General features: G+C 64.5%; 10 protein-coding genes. 8 read left to right on the plus strand and 2 right to left on the minus strand.

Features of this window, described 5'->3' with window-relative positions; translation table 11 throughout:
• Positions 1 to 12: 12 nt before the first annotated feature.
• The gene (gene aceE, locus CKW37_RS13565; protein ID WP_095156217.1) at positions 13 to 2,658 is read right to left on the minus strand and encodes a pyruvate dehydrogenase (acetyl-transferring), homodimeric type; all 2,646 of its coding nucleotides are present in this window, start codon (positions 2,656 to 2,658) and stop codon (positions 13 to 15) included.
• A gap of 383 nt (positions 2,659 to 3,041) precedes the next feature.
• Here aceE and glnE point away from each other — a divergent pair, with 383 nt between their 5' ends.
• The 8 genes from glnE (at position 3,042) to CKW37_RS13605 (ending at position 13,073) form a co-directional block, all read left to right on the plus strand.
• On the plus strand, positions 3,042 to 5,975 hold the full coding sequence (gene glnE, locus CKW37_RS13570; protein WP_095156218.1) for a bifunctional [glutamate--ammonia ligase]-adenylyl-L-tyrosine phosphorylase/[glutamate--ammonia-ligase] adenylyltransferase: 2,934 nt from the start codon (positions 3,042 to 3,044) through the stop codon (positions 5,973 to 5,975).
• A gap of 134 nt (positions 5,976 to 6,109) precedes the next feature.
• Positions 6,110 to 7,159: a lipopolysaccharide heptosyltransferase II gene (gene waaF, locus CKW37_RS13575; protein WP_095156219.1), complete on the plus strand. Its 1,050-nt coding sequence runs from the start codon at positions 6,110 to 6,112 to the stop codon at positions 7,157 to 7,159.
• Positions 7,160 to 8,221 carry a lipopolysaccharide heptosyltransferase I gene (waaC, locus tag CKW37_RS13580; protein ID WP_095156220.1) on the plus strand — a complete coding sequence of 354 codons (1,062 nt, stop codon included), beginning with the start codon at positions 7,160 to 7,162 and terminating at the stop codon, positions 8,219 to 8,221.
• Positions 8,221 to 9,345 (plus strand): glycosyltransferase family 4 protein, encoded by a 1,125-nt coding sequence (locus tag CKW37_RS13585; RefSeq protein ID WP_095156221.1) that lies wholly within the window; start codon positions 8,221 to 8,223, stop codon positions 9,343 to 9,345. Before waaC ends, CKW37_RS13585 begins: the two co-directional genes overlap by 1 nt.
• Positions 9,342 to 10,148: a lipopolysaccharide core heptose(I) kinase RfaP gene (gene rfaP / locus CKW37_RS13590; RefSeq protein ID WP_095156222.1), complete on the plus strand. Its 807-nt coding sequence runs from the start codon at positions 9,342 to 9,344 to the stop codon at positions 10,146 to 10,148. The genes CKW37_RS13585 and rfaP overlap by 4 nt, the downstream gene beginning before the upstream one ends.
• Entirely contained in the window at positions 10,148 to 10,882 is a 735-nt protein-coding gene (locus CKW37_RS13595; protein WP_095156223.1) for a lipopolysaccharide kinase InaA family protein, read from the plus strand. Before rfaP ends, CKW37_RS13595 begins: the two co-directional genes overlap by 1 nt.
• Positions 10,879 to 11,631: a lipopolysaccharide kinase InaA family protein gene (locus CKW37_RS13600; RefSeq protein WP_095156224.1), complete on the plus strand. Its 753-nt coding sequence runs from the start codon at positions 10,879 to 10,881 to the stop codon at positions 11,629 to 11,631. The genes CKW37_RS13595 and CKW37_RS13600 overlap by 4 nt, the downstream gene beginning before the upstream one ends.
• The gene (locus CKW37_RS13605; protein ID WP_095156225.1) at positions 11,631 to 13,073 is read left to right on the plus strand and encodes a lipopolysaccharide kinase InaA family protein; all 1,443 of its coding nucleotides are present in this window, start codon (positions 11,631 to 11,633) and stop codon (positions 13,071 to 13,073) included. Before CKW37_RS13600 ends, CKW37_RS13605 begins: the two co-directional genes overlap by 1 nt.
• Before the next feature lie 79 nt (positions 13,074 to 13,152).
• On the opposite strand, the gene fdhA is transcribed toward CKW37_RS13605, so the two are convergent.
• Positions 13,153 to 14,352: a formaldehyde dehydrogenase, glutathione-independent gene (gene fdhA, locus CKW37_RS13610; RefSeq protein ID WP_095156226.1), complete on the minus strand. Its 1,200-nt coding sequence runs from the start codon at positions 14,350 to 14,352 to the stop codon at positions 13,153 to 13,155.
• Positions 14,353 to 14,538: the final 186 nt, after the last annotated feature.

Genomic DNA, 14,538 nt, shown 5'->3' on the forward strand with positions numbered 1-14,538 from the left:
TAAAAATACTCCTCAGCAGTCCAGTGGGTTGCGCTTGTCCGGGTCGATGCCGAACTTGACGATGGCGTCAGCCACCACCTTCGGTTCGATCTCGCCACGGTCAGCCAGGGCTTCCAGTGCAGCCAGCACCACGAAGTTGCGGTCGACTTCGAAGAAGTGACGCAGTTTCTTGCGGCTGTCGCTGCGGCCGTAGCCATCAGTACCCAGGACTTTGAACTCTTTGCTCGGTACCCACTGACGAATCTGCTCGGCGAACAGCTTCATGTAGTCGGTGGACGCAATGACCGGACCTTTACGGCCGCTCAGGCATTCTTCGACGTAGGTAACCTGTGGTTTCTGACCTGGCTTGAGACGGTTGCTGCGCTCTACTGCCAGGCCGTCGCGACGCAGTTCGTTGAAGCTGGTAACGCTCCACACGTCAGCGCCGATGTTGAACTCTTCACGCAGGATCTTCGCCGCTTCACGGACTTCGCGCAGGATGGTGCCCGAGCCCAGCAGTTGAACGTGGTGCGCCGCGTCGCGGGTATCTTCTTCGAGCAGGTACATGCCCTTGATGATGCCTTCCTCGACACCGGCCGGAATGGCTGGCTGGGTGTAGGCTTCGTTCATCACGGTGATGTAGTAGAAGACGTCCTGTTGCTCTTCGGTCATCTTCTTCATGCCGTCCTGGATGATCACCGCCAGCTCGTAGCCGTAGGTTGGATCATAGGTGCGGCAGTTCGGGATGGTCGCGGCCAGCATGTGGCTATGACCGTCTTCGTGCTGCAGGCCTTCACCGTTGAGGGTGGTACGGCCGGCGGTACCGCCGATCAGGAAGCCACGGGTGCGGCTGTCGCCGGCTGCCCATGCCAGGTCACCGATACGCTGGAAGCCGAACATCGAGTAGAAGATGTAGAACGGCAGCATCGGCTGGTTGTGAGTGCTGTACGAAGTACCGGCAGCGATGAAGGAGGACATGGCGCCCGCTTCGTTGATGCCTTCTTCGAGGATCTGGCCCTTCTTGTCCTCGCGGTAGAACATCACCTGGTCTTTATCGACTGGCTCGTAGAGCTGGCCGACGGACGAGTAGATGCCCAACTGGCGGAACATGCCTTCCATACCAAAGGTACGGGCTTCGTCCGGGATGATCGGAACGATGCGCTGACCGATTTCCTTGTCCTTGACCAGCTGCGCGAGGATCCGCACGAAGGCCATGGTGGTGGAGATTTCGCGGTCGCCCGAACCGTCCAGGATCGCCTTCAGGGTTTCCAGTGGCGGGGTCGGGATACTGATGCTCTTGGCGCGACGCTGAGGCACGAAGCCACCCAGTGCGGAGCGACGCTCGGCCAGGTAACGGGCTTCGGCGCTGCCTTCTTCAGGTTTGAAGAACGGCAGGTTTTCCAGGTCTTCGTCCTTGACCGGGATGTCGAAGCGGTCACGGAAGTGACGCAGGCTGTCGACGTCGACCTTCTTGGTGTTGTGCGCGGTGTTCTTGGCTTCGCCAGCACCGGTGCCGTAACCCTTGATGGTCTTGGCCAGGATGACGGTTGGCTGGTCTTTGTGGTTGACCGCCTGGTGGTAGGCCGCATAGACCTTGTACGGGTCGTGACCACCACGGTTGAGCTTCCAGATCTCGTCGTCGGACAGGTCAGCGACCATGGCCTTGAGTTCTGGCGTGTTGAAGAAGTGCTCACGGACGAACGCGCCGTCCTTGGCCTTGTAGTTCTGGTACTCGCCGTCGATGACTTCGTCCATGCGGCGCTGCAGGATACCGTCGGTGTCCTTGGCCAGCAGTGGGTCCCAGAAACGGCCCCAGACGACTTTGTTGACGTTCCAGCCACCGCCACGGAACACGCCTTCGAGTTCCTGGATGATCTTGCCGTTGCCGCGAACCGGGCCGTCGAGGCGCTGCAGGTTGCAGTTGATGACGAAGATCAGGTTGTCCAGCTTCTCGCGGCCAGCCAGGGAGATTGCGCCCAGGGATTCCGGCTCGTCGCACTCGCCGTCGCCCATGTAGCACCAGACTTTCTGCTTGCCGGCAGGGATGTAGCCGCGGGCTTCCAGGTACTTCATGAAGCGCGCCTGGTAGATCGCCTGGATCGGACCCAGACCCATGGAAACGGTCGGGAACTGCCAGAAATCAGGCATCAGCCATGGGTGCGGGTAGGACGACAGACCGTTGCCATCGACTTCCTGACGGAAGTTGTTCATCTGGTCTTCGCTGATGCGGCCTTCCATGAAGGCGCGAGCGTAGACGCCAGGCGAGGCGTGGCCCTGGAAGAAGATCAGGTCGCCGCCGTGCTCTTCGGTCGGAGCCTGGAAGAAGTAGTTGAAGCCGATGTCATACAGCGTGGCGCTGGAAGCGAAGCTGGAGATGTGGCCACCCAGATCCGAGTCTTTCAGGTTGGTGCGCATTACCATCGCCAAGGCGTTCCAGCGTACCAGCGAGCGAATGCGGCGTTCCATGAACAGGTCGCCAGGCATGCGTGCTTCGTGGGTAACGGGAATGGTGTTGCGGTATGGCGTGGTGATTGCGTACGGGAGCTGCGAACCGCTACGGGTTGCCAGCTCGCCCATACGGGTCATCAGGTAGTGAGCGCGGTCTTCGCCTTCTTTGTCGAGAACCGACTCCAAGGCGTCCAGCCATTCCTGGGTTTCGACGGGATCGAGGTCTTGCATGGCTTGCTCCAGGGCGGAAAGGCTACCAGAATCGGTTGCCTGAAGTTTGCGACTGGCCTTTTGGGCAGACGACATGAATTCTTGGATTACCGGAGGTAGTCCCGGCGGCGTGTAGTTTTACTACAAATCGTTCGTCATTACATGCCTTCAACTGAAAAAAGCAGTAGTAAAACTACATTTACCCCATCAGCCGAAAGCATTCGGCTTGTGAGATAAAACGATACCGGCGACGAAAAACCGGTTGAGAAAAGGCTTGCCGTGATGGTTTCTGCCAATAAATACGCAATTGCCGCTATTTCAAACTTTTGTACGACAGTCATACCCGGGGCATACGACTTCTGCCCCGCCACTGCCTGCGTTTTCCCGCCGATCAAGGATAGACCATGAGCCTGCCGTCGCTGGTCGAACTGCCCGAAACCCTCAAACCACTGTCCATCAGCAACGAACAGGCGCTGCGCAGCGCCGTCGCCGCCAGTGAAGGCCTGAGCCTGGAGAGTTGGACCGCCGAGCGCTGGGCCGGGTTCGCCCGGGTCGCCGCGGCCAGCGAATTCGTTCTTGAACACAGCCAGCGCGACCCGGCCATGCTCCTCGACCTCGCCGCCAGCGGCGAGCTTGATCGCCCCTTTGCCCCCGGCGAGCTGTGCGCGCAACTGGCCGCCGCCGCCCAGGCCGCGACCACCGAAGATGAACTGGCGCGCACCCTGCGCCGCCAGCGCACCCGTCATCAGGTGCGGATCATCTGGCGCGACCTGACCCGCCAGGCCGATCTGGTGCAGACCTGCCGCGACCTTTCCGATATGGCCGACGCCGCCATCGACCAGGCCTACCAATGGCTCTACCCGCGCCTGTGCCAGCAATTCGGCACGCCGACCGGCCACCGCAGCGGCCAGCCGCAACAGATGGTAGTGCTGGGCATGGGCAAGCTGGGCGCGGTGGAGCTGAACCTGTCGTCGGACATCGACCTGATCTTCGCCTACCCCGAGGGCGGCGAGACCGAAGGCGTGAAGCGCTCACTGGACAACCAAGAGTTCTTCACCCGCCTCGGCCAGCGGCTGATCAAGGCACTGGACCCGATTACCGTCGACGGCTTCGTATTCCGCGTCGACATGCGCCTGCGGCCTTACGGTTCATCCGGCGCGCTGGTGCTCAGCTTCAATGCGCTGGAGCAGTACTACCAGGACCAGGGCCGCGACTGGGAACGCTACGCCATGATCAAGGCGCGGGTGGTGGCGGGCGACCAGGTCGCCGGCAACCAGTTGCAGGAAATGCTGCGGCCCTTCGTCTATAGGCGCTACCTGGACTTCTCGGCGATCGAAGCGCTGCGCACCATGAAGCAGTTGATCCAGCAGGAAGTCCGGCGCAAGGGCATGTCCGGGAACATCAAGCTCGGGGCCGGCGGCATCCGCGAAGTCGAGTTCATCGCCCAGGCCTTCCAGTTGATCCACGGCGGCCGCGACCTGAGCCTGCAACAGCGGCCGTTGCTCAAGGTGCTGGCGACCCTCGAAGGCCAGGGCTACCTGCCGCCGGCGGTGGTCAGCGAGCTGCGCGAAGGCTATGAATTCCTGCGTTACACCGAACACGCCATCCAGGCCATCGCCGACCGCCAGACCCAGATGCTGCCCGACGGCGACCTCGACCGCGCGCGGATCGCGTTCATGCTCGGCTTCCCTGACTGGGAGGCCTTCCACGCCCAACTGATGCACTGGCGCGGACGCATCGACTGGCATTTCCGCCAGGTCATTGCCGACCCGGACGACGAAGAGGGCGAAGGCGAAGTGGTCGTCGGCGGCGAATGGCTGCCGCTCTGGGAAGAAGCCCAGGACGAAGAAGCCGCCTGCCGCCAGTTGCAGGACGCCGGGTTCCGCGACGCCGCCAAGGCCCTGAAACACCTCGCCGGCCTGCGCGCCAGCCCGAACCTGCGCTCCATGCAGCGCCTCAGCCGCGAGCGCCTGGACTCCTTCATTCCGCGCCTGCTGGCCCAGGCGGTCGAGCATGACGACCCCGACCTGGTGCTGGAACGGGTGCTGCCACTGGTGGAAGCCGTGGCGCGGCGCTCGGCCTATCTGGTGCTGCTCACCGAAAACCCCGGCGCCCTGCGTCGCCTGCTGACCCTGTGCGCGGCCAGCCCGTGGATCGCCGAGCAGATCGCCCGCTTCCCGCTGTTGCTGGACGAACTGCTCAATGAAGGCCGCCTGTTCAGCCCGCCGAAGGCACCGGAACTGGCCGCCGAACTGCGCGAGCGCCTGACCCGCATTCCCGAGGACGACCTCGAACAGCAGATGGAAGCGCTGCGGCACTTCAAGCTGGCCCACAGCCTGCGCGTCGCCGCCTCGGAAATCGCCGGCAGCCTGCCGCTGATGAAAGTCAGCGACTACCTGACCTGGCTGGCCGAAGCCATTCTCAATCAAGTGCTGGCCCTGGCCTGGCGCCAGACCGTCGCCCGCCACGGCCGGCCCCAGCGCAGCGACGGCAGCCCGTGCGACCCGGGTTTCATCATCGTCGGCTACGGCAAAATGGGCGGCCTCGAACTGGGCCATGGCTCGGACCTCGACCTGGTGTTCATCCACGACGGCGACCCGCAGGCGGAAACCGACGGCGACAAGCCGATCGACAGCGCGCAGTTCTTCACCCGCCTGGGCCAGCGCATCATTCACCTGCTGACCACCCAGACCAACTCCGGGCAACTGTATGACGTCGACATGCGCCTGCGGCCGTCCGGGGCCTCGGGCTTGCTGGTCAGCTCGGTCGGCGCCTTCGAGCGCTACCAGCAGAACGAGGCCTGGACCTGGGAACACCAGGCCCTGGTCCGCGCCCGCGTGCTGGTGGGTTGCCCGCAAGTGGGCGCGGCCTTCGAAGACGTGCGGGCGCGGGTGCTGGGCAAGCAGCGCGACCTGGCCGGGCTGCGTACCGAAGTCAGCGAGATGCGCGCCAAGATGCGCGACAACCTGGGGACCAAATCCACCGCCGCCGGCACCGCGGCCAATGCCTATGACGCCGGCGTTCCCTTCGATATCAAGCAGGATGCCGGTGGTATCGTCGATATTGAATTTATGGTGCAATACGCCGCGCTCGCCTGGTCCCACAGCCATCCGGCATTGCTGCGCTACACCGACAACATCCGCATTCTCGAAGGTCTTGAAGAAGCCGGGCTGATGCCCGCCAGCGATGCGGTGCTGCTGCGCGAGGTGTACAAGGCGTTCCGCTCGGCGGCGCACCGCCAGGCCTTGCAGAAACAGGCCGGGGTGATCGACGCGGGGCAATTCGTCAGTGAACGCCAGGAAGTACGGCGGATCTGGAGCGAACTGGGGCTCAGTTGAATGGGCAGATCCGGCTGGCAGGAGGCCAGCTCTGGATCGGTGGCGTACACTGATGGACCTAGCCTGAATATAAAGAAGGGAGGCCAGGCTGTTTTAAACAGGCTGCAGCCTCCCTGATCGTTTCTGGATAAAGCATGAGAATTTTGATAATCGGGCCCAGTTGGGTGGGCGACATGGTGATGGCGCAAACGCTGTTCCAGGTCCTGAAGCAGCGTCACGCCGATTGCGTGATCGATGTGCTGGCCCCCGAATGGAGCCGGCCGATCCTCGAGCGTATGCCCGAAGTCCGCCAGGCCTTGAGCTTCCCGCTCGGCCACGGCGCGCTGGAGCTGGCCACGCGCCGGCGCATCGGCAAATCCCTGGTCGGCCAGTACGATCAGGCGATCCTGCTGCCCAACTCGCTGAAGTCGGCGCTGGTGCCGTTCTTCGCCGGGATCCCGCAGCGCACCGGCTGGCGCGGCGAGTTCCGCTATGGCCTGCTCAATGACGTGCGGCGCCTGGACAAGGCCCGCTACCCGTTGATGATCGAGCGCTTCATGGCCCTCGCCTTCCCCGACGGCAGCGACCTGCCGCAACCGTATCCACGTCCGAGCCTGAGCATCGAGGCCGCCAGCCGCGAGGCCGCGCTGGCCAAGTTCGGCCTGGAGCTGGACCGTCCGGTGCTGGCGCTGTGTCCGGGTGCCGAGTTCGGCGAAGCCAAGAAATGGCCGGCGGAACACTACGCCAAGGTCGCCGAGCTGAAGATCCGCGAAGGCTGGCAGGTCTGGCTGTTCGGCTCGAAGAACGACCATCCGGTGGGCGAGCAGATCCGCGACCGACTCATCCCGGGCTTGCGTGAAGAATCCTATAACCTCGCCGGCGAAACCTCGCTGGCCGAGGCCATCGACCTGCTCTCCTGCGCCGACGCCGTGGTCTCCAACGACTCCGGCCTGATGCACGTCGCCGCGGCGCTGAACCGCCCGCTGGTGGCGGTCTACGGCTCCACGTCCCCCGGCTTCACGCCACCGCTGGCCGATCAGGTCGAAGTGGTGCGCCTGGGCCTGGAATGCAGCCCCTGCTTCGACCGCACCTGCCGCTTCGGCCATTACAACTGCCTGCGCCAGTTGGAGCCCGATGCGGTGTCCGCGGCGCTGCAGCAGCTCAACGGCCCGTCGCTGGTCGACGTCAGCGCAGAGGTCGATTAAGTGCGGGTCCTGCTGATCAAGACATCCTCGCTGGGCGACGTGATCCACGCCCTGCCGGCGCTCACCGACGCGGCGCACGCTATCCCCGGCATCACCTTCGACTGGGTGGTGGAAGAAGGCTTCGCCGAGATTCCCACCTGGCACCCGGCGGTGGACCAGGTGATCCCGGTGGCGATCCGCCGCTGGCGCAAGAACCTCTGGCAAACCTTCAAGAGCGGCGAATGGCGCCAGTTCAAGAAGCGCATTCGCGAGCGCAAGTACGACCTGGTGATCGACGCCCAAGGGCTGGTCAAGAGCGCCTGGCTGACCCGCTACGTGAAGAAGACGCCGGTGGCGGGCCTGGACCGCTATTCGGCCCGCGAGGGTTTTTCCAGCCGCTTCTATGACCGCCGTCTGTCGGTTGCCACCGGTCAGCACGCCGTTGAACGGGTGCGCCAGTTGTTCGCCCTCGCCCTGGGCTACGACCTGCCCGAAGGCATCGGCGACTACGGCCTGGACCGCAGCCGCCTGGAGCAAGTGGGCGTCGCGCCTTACGTGGTGTTCCTGCACGGCACCACCTGGGACACCAAGCACTGGCCCGAGCTGTATTGGCGCCAGTTGGCCGAGCGGCTCGGCCGCGCCGGCCTGCAAATCTGCCTGCCGTGGGGCAACCCGGCGGAGAAGGCCCGGGCCGAGCGGATCGCCCAGGGCTTGAAGAACGCCCAGGTACTGCCCAAATTGAACCTTGCCGGGGTGGGCCGGGTGCTGGCCTCGGCCAAGGCCTGCGTGGCGGTCGATACCGGCCTCGGCCACCTCGCGGCGGCGCTGGACGTGCCGACCCTGTCGCTGTTCGGCCCGACCAACCCGGGCCTGACCGGGGCCTACGGGAAATCCCAGGTCCATGTCGCCAGCGACTTCCCGTGCGCGCCCTGCCTGCGCAAAAAGTGCACCTACAAGCCGAGCGCCGAGGAACTGCGCCGGTTCGATCTCAAACGTGAGTGGCCGCTGTGCTTCACTCGCCTGAATCCCGAACGTGTGGCACGCCAGTTGGGCGAGCTGCTGCGGGTTGAGGATGTTCGTTGATGCAACTGGCTTTCGTGCTCTACAAGTATTTCCCCTTCGGTGGCCTGCAGCGTGACTTCATGCGCATCGCCCTGGAGTGCCAGCAGCGCGGGCATCAGATCCGCGTCTACACCCTGATCTGGGAAGGCGACGTGCCGCCCGGCTTCGAGGTGCTGGTGGCGCCGGTCAAGGCGCTGTTCAACCATCGGCGCAACGAGAAACTCAGCGCCTGGATGGAAGCAGACCTGGCCAAGCGCCCGGTGGACCGCCTGATCGGTTTCAACAAGATGCCGGGCCTGGACGTCTACTACGCCGCCGACGGCTGCTTCGAAGACAAGGCCCAGACCCTGCGCGGCGGCCTGTACCGGCGCTGGGGCCGCTACCGGCACTTCGCCGAATACGAGCGCGCGGTGTTCGACAAGAACGCCCGCACCGAAATCCTGATGATTTCCGAAGTCCAGCAGCCGCTGTTCGTGAAGCACTACGGCACCCAGGCCGAGCGCTTCCACCTGCTGCCGCCGGGCATTTCCCAGGACCGCCGGGCCCCGGCCAATGCCGCCGAGATCCGCGCCGAATTCCGCCGCGAGTTCGACCTGAAAGACGACGAATTGCTGCTGGTGCAGATCGGTTCCGGCTTCAAGACCAAGGGCGTCGACCGCAGCCTCAAGGCCCTCGCCGCCCTGCCCTCGGCCCTGCGCAAGCGCACCCGGCTGATGGTCATCGGCCAGGACGACCCCAAGGTGTTCCAGTTGCAGAGCACCGCCCTGGGCCTCAATGACCAGGTGCAGTTCCTCAAGGGCCGCAGCGACATCCCGCGTTTCCTGCTCGGCGCCGACCTGCTGATCCACCCCGCCTACAACGAGAACACCGGCACGGTGCTGCTCGAAGCGCTGGTGGCCGGCCTGCCGGTGCTGGTCACGGCCGTTTGCGGCTACGCCCACTACATCGCCGAGGCCGACAGCGGCCTGGTGCTGGACGAACCGTTCGAACAGGACCAGCTCAACCGCTACCTGCAACGCATGCTCGAAGACGATGCGGCCCGCGCCGACTGGGGTCGCAATGGCCTGGCCTTCGCCGACACCGCCGATCTGTACAGCATGCCGCAGCATGCCGCCGACGTGATCCTCGCGCAGGAGCGCGCATGAAACTTGTACTGAACGAGACCTTCAAACGGCTCTGGGCCGGACGCGACGCCTTCGACGCCGTCGAGGCGCTGCAAGGCGAGGTCTACCGCGAGCTGGAAGGCCGCCGCACCCTGCGTACCGAAATCGAGGGCCGTGGCTATTTCGTCAAGATCCACCGTGGCATCGGCTGGGGCGAGATCGTCAAGAACCTGCTCACCGCCAAGCTCCCGGTGCTCGGCGCCGGCCAGGAGTGGAAGGCCATCCAGCGCCTGCACGAAGTGGGCGTGCCGACCATGACCGCGGTGGCCTACGGCGAACGCGGCAGCAACCCGGCGACCCAGCATTCGTTCATCGTCACCGAGGAACTGGCGCCCACTGTCAGCCTGGAAGACTTCAGCATCGACTGGGTCAAGCAGCCGCCGCCGCCGCGCCTGAAACGCGCGCTGATCGCCGAAGTGGCGAAGATGACCGGCGGCATGCACCGCGCCGGGGTCAACCACCGCGACTGCTATATCTGCCACTTCCTGCTGCACACCGATCGTCCGGTGACGGCGGATGATTTCAAACTGTCGGTCATCGACCTGCACCGCGCCCAGACCCGGGCGACAATCACCCGCCGCTGGCGCGACAAAGACCTCGCCGCCCTGTATTTCTCGGCGCTGGACATCGGCCTGACGCGGCGCGACAAGCTGCGCTTCCTGCGCGGCTATTTCCAGCAGCCACTGCGGCAGATTCTCGCCGAACACGCCGGCCTCCTGGCCTGGCTGGACGGCAAGGCACAGAAGCTCTACGAGCGTAAGCAACGGTATGGGGACGCGCTCTGATGGCGGGTTGGACACTGGAGCCGAAATACTCGGCCCTGGCGCATGATTTCGGCAGTATCGAAGCGGTCTTCGCCCTGCAGGGCGAACGCCTGACCCGCGACCCGCTGAGCGAAGTGATCCGCGTGCAGCGTGACGGGGTCAACTACTACGTCAAACGCTACACCGGCGCCGGCAAGGGCCTGCGCCGCTACCTCGGGCGGCCGCGGATCAAGGCCGAGTGGCAGAACCTCAAGCAGTTCGCCAAATGGCAGATTCCCACCGCCGAAGTGGTGGCCTGCGGCCTGGAGCGCAACGGCCTGAGTTTTGGTCGCGGCGCGATGATCACCCGCGAACTACCGCGCACCGAAGACCTCTCGGTGCTCGCCGAGCGCAATGACCCGCGCCTGGCCGACCGTCGCTGGGTCGACAACATCAGCCAGCAACTGGCCCGCCACACGCGGATCATGCATGACCACCACTTCACCCATAACGACCTGAAGTGGCGCAACCTGCTGGTGGACGACCAGGGCACGCTATTCTTCATCGACTGTCCCACCGGCGACTTCTGGTGGGGTTTCATGCTGCGCTACCGGATCACCAAAGACCTGGCGTGCCTGGACAAAGTGGCCAAATACCACCTGTCGGCGACCCAGCGCCTGCGTTTCTACCTGCTGTACCGCAACCGCAACCGGTTGAATGCATCGGACAAGAAACGCGTCCGGCATATCGTGAAGTTTTTCGAGGGACGCGAATGAGTGATTTCCTGGCCAGTGCCGACACGGCGCTGCTCGAACGTCATGGCCTGAACGGCTTCGACCCGCTCTGGGCACTGCAACTGGACGCCGTGGACGAGCCCAATACCGGCCGCGGCGGCTGGAGCAGCGTGTTCCGCCTGGAGCTGGAGGGCAAGGGCTACTACCTCAAGCGCCAGAGCGATTACCTGACCCACACCCTGCACAGCCCGTTCGGCGAACCCACTTTCGCCCGCGAATTCCGCAATATCAGCCGCTACCAGAAACTGCACATCCCCGCCTTGCAGGCGGTGTACTACGGCGAGCGCAAAGTGAACGGCAAACGCCGGGCGATCCTGATGACCCGCGCGCTGGACGACTGGAGCGACCTCGACAGCCTGCTCGGCCAATGGCCGCAACTGGCCCTCGCCCAGCGCCAGGGCATCCTCCGCGCCTGCGGCCAACTGGCCCGCACGCTGCACGCCGCCCGCCAGGTGCATGGCTGCTTCTATCCCAAGCACATCTTCCTGCGCGAACGCGGCGAGGGTTGGCAGGCGCAACTGATCGACCTGGAAAAAACCCGCCCGCTGCTGTTCGGCCAGCGTGACCGGATCAAGGACCTGGAGCCGCTGCTGCGCCGCGCGCCGGTGTGGAGCGAGGCCGACATCCGCCTGTTGCTGTCGGCTTACCTGGATCAACCGGGCGACAGCCCATTGGTACACACCTGGCTGCAACGCCTGGTGCGTCGTCGTCGTCACAAAGAGGCCCGCTGATGCGTTTGTCCGAACTCAAGGATGCCGGGCGCAGCCCGCAACTGCCGTTGAGCATCACCCTGGCCGATGCCGCTGGCAGCGCCGAGTTGCAACTGCTCACCCTGCTGCGCGTACTGCCGGGACAACGTTATGTCGGTGCCGGCGTGTGGCGCGGCAAGCCGGTGCTGGCCAAGCTACTGGTGGGCGGCAATGCGGCCCGCCACTTCCAGCGCGAGCTGTCTGGCGTGCGCCTGCTGGCGGACAACGGCGTGACCACTCCGCTGTTGCTCGCGGATGGCCTGCGCGAAGGTGAAGGCGGCTGGCTGCTGTTCGAATACCTCGAAGGGTCCACCAGCCTCGGCGACGCCTGGGCCGACGTCGAAGGGCAAACTCCGCTGAGCGACGAGCAAAGCCTGGTCCTCGGCGAAGCCCTCGCCGCCGTGGCGCACCTACACGCCAAAGGGCTCTGGCAGGACGATCTGCACCTCGACAACCTGCTGCGCCACAACGGCCAACTGCACGTGATCGACGGCGGCGGCATCAAGGCACAAACCCCGGGCCAGCCGCTGTCACGCGAACAGGTACTACAGAACCTCGGCGTGTTCTTCGCCCAGTTGCCCAAGCGCCTGGAACCGTTCATCGAAGAACTGCTGGTGCATTACCTGCTGGCCAACAGCGAGCACGCCCTGCCGCTGGAAGCCCTGCAAAAACAGATCGACAAAGTGCGCCACTGGCGCCTGAAAGACTATCTGGACAAGGCCGGCCGCGACTGCACGCTGTTCAGCGTCGAACGCGGCGCCTCCCGCCTGCGCGCCATCGTCCGTGGTGAGCAGGCGGCGATGCTGCCGGTGCTGGACAACGCCGACGCGCTGATCGACGCCGGCCACCTGTACAAGACCGGCGGTGCGGCCAGCGTGGCGCGGGTTGAAGTGCAGGGTCGGCCGCTGGTGATCAAGCGCTACAACATCAAGGACACCGCCCACTGGTTCAAGCGCTTCTGGCGCCCGAGCCGGGCCTGGCATTCGTGGATCGAAGGGCACCGCCTGGAATTCCTCGGCTTCGCCACGCCCAAGCCGCTCGCGGTGCTGGAAACCCGCTGGCTGGGGCTTCGCGGCAAGGCGTATCTGGTGACCGAGTTGCTCGACGGCCCGGACCTGATGACCGCCTTCGCGCCGTATGTGGAAAACGGCGACGTGCCAGCCGAGCAACTGGACGCGCTGCAACGGCTGCTGGCGCAACTGATCCACGAGCGAATCAGCCACGGCGACCTCAAGGCCTACAACCTGTTCTGGAAAGACGGGGACTGGGCGCTGATCGACCTGGACGCCATGAGCCAGCACGTGACCCAGATGAGCTTCGCCCCGGCCTTCGCCAAGGACCGCGCGCGGTTGCTGCGCAACTGGCCGGTGGAGAGTGCGTTGTACAAGCGGCTGGATGAGTGCTTGCCGAAGCTGTCGGACTGAGGGACAGCCGCTCCTACAGGTTTGGCGGTGACGTACTCAAAGAAGAAGGGGCCAATCACGGCCCCTTCTTCATTTCTGCTTACGCCGCACTGAACATCTTGTGCGGATCGATCACAAACTTCTTCGGCACACCGGCATCGAACTCGCCGTAGCCTTCCGGCGCCTGGTCGAGGCTGATGACCTGCACGCCCACCACTTCAGCGATGTTGATGCGGTCCCACATGATGGCCTGCATCAGCGCACGGTTGTATTTCATCACCGGGGTCTGGCCGGTGTGGAAGCTGTGGGATTTGGCCCAGCCCAGGCCGAAGCGGATGCTCAGGCTGCCGATCTTCGCCGCCGCGTCAATCGCACCCGGATCTTCGGTGACGTACAGGCCGGGAATACCGATCTTGCCCGCCACGCGAACCACCTGCATCAACGAGTTGAGCACGGTCGCCGGCGCTTCCGCCTTGGCGCCGGCATGGCCGTGACCGCGGGCTTCGAAGCCCACCGCGTCCACCGCGCAATCGACTTCCGGCTCGCCGAGGATGTCGACAATCTGTTCGTGCAACGGGGTGTCCTTGGACAAATCGACGACTTCGAAGCCCTGGGCCTTGGCATGCACCAGACGCACCGGGTTGACGTCACCAACGATCACCACCGCCGCACCCAGCAGGCGCGCCGACGCGGCCGCCGCGAGGCCCACCGGACCGGCACCGGCCACGTACACCGTGCTGCCTGGACCAACGCCCGCGGTGACCGCGCCGTGGTAGCCGGTCGGCAGGATGTCGGAGAGGCAGGTCAGGTCACGGATCTTCTCCATGGCCTTGTCGCGATCGGGCAGTTTCAGCAGGTTGAAGTCGGCGTAAGGCACCAGCACGTACTCGGCCTGGCCGCCGGTCCAGTCGCCCATGTCGACGTAGCCGTAGGCGCCACCGGCGCGGGCCGGGTTGACGGTCAGGCAGACGCCGGTGTGTTGTTCTTTGCAGGAACGGCAGCGGCCGCAGGCCACGTTGAACGGGACGGACACCAGATCGCCGATCTTCAGGTTCTCGACGTCACTGCCCTTCTCGACCACCTGGCCGGTGATTTCATGGCCCAGGACCAGGCCGACCTGGGCAGTGGTGCGACCGCGAACCATGTGCTGGTCGGAGCCGCAAATATTGGTGGAGACCACTTTGAGGATGACGCCGTGTTCGATCTTGCGACCGCGCGGGTCTTGCATTTTCGGGTAGTCGATTTTCTGCACCTCGACCTTTCCGGAGCCGAGATACACCACTCCACGATTGCCAGACATGCTCTTACCTCGCTTGATTTGTAGTTATACAGCGTTGGTTGCAGCGCCACCGTCCATGGGCGGCATGTGTTACTGGAATGGGGGAATTGTGGGCCCGGTTGGCGCAAATGCAGGGGCTGGATGCGACAGCGAGTTATCTGTGGGCGGCAGGATTTTTGTCGGTTTCAGAAAGGCAAATCGCGAGCA

This window comes from Pseudomonas sp. Irchel 3E13 (genome assembly GCF_900187455.1).
Classification (GTDB): domain Bacteria; phylum Pseudomonadota; class Gammaproteobacteria; order Pseudomonadales; family Pseudomonadaceae; genus Aquipseudomonas.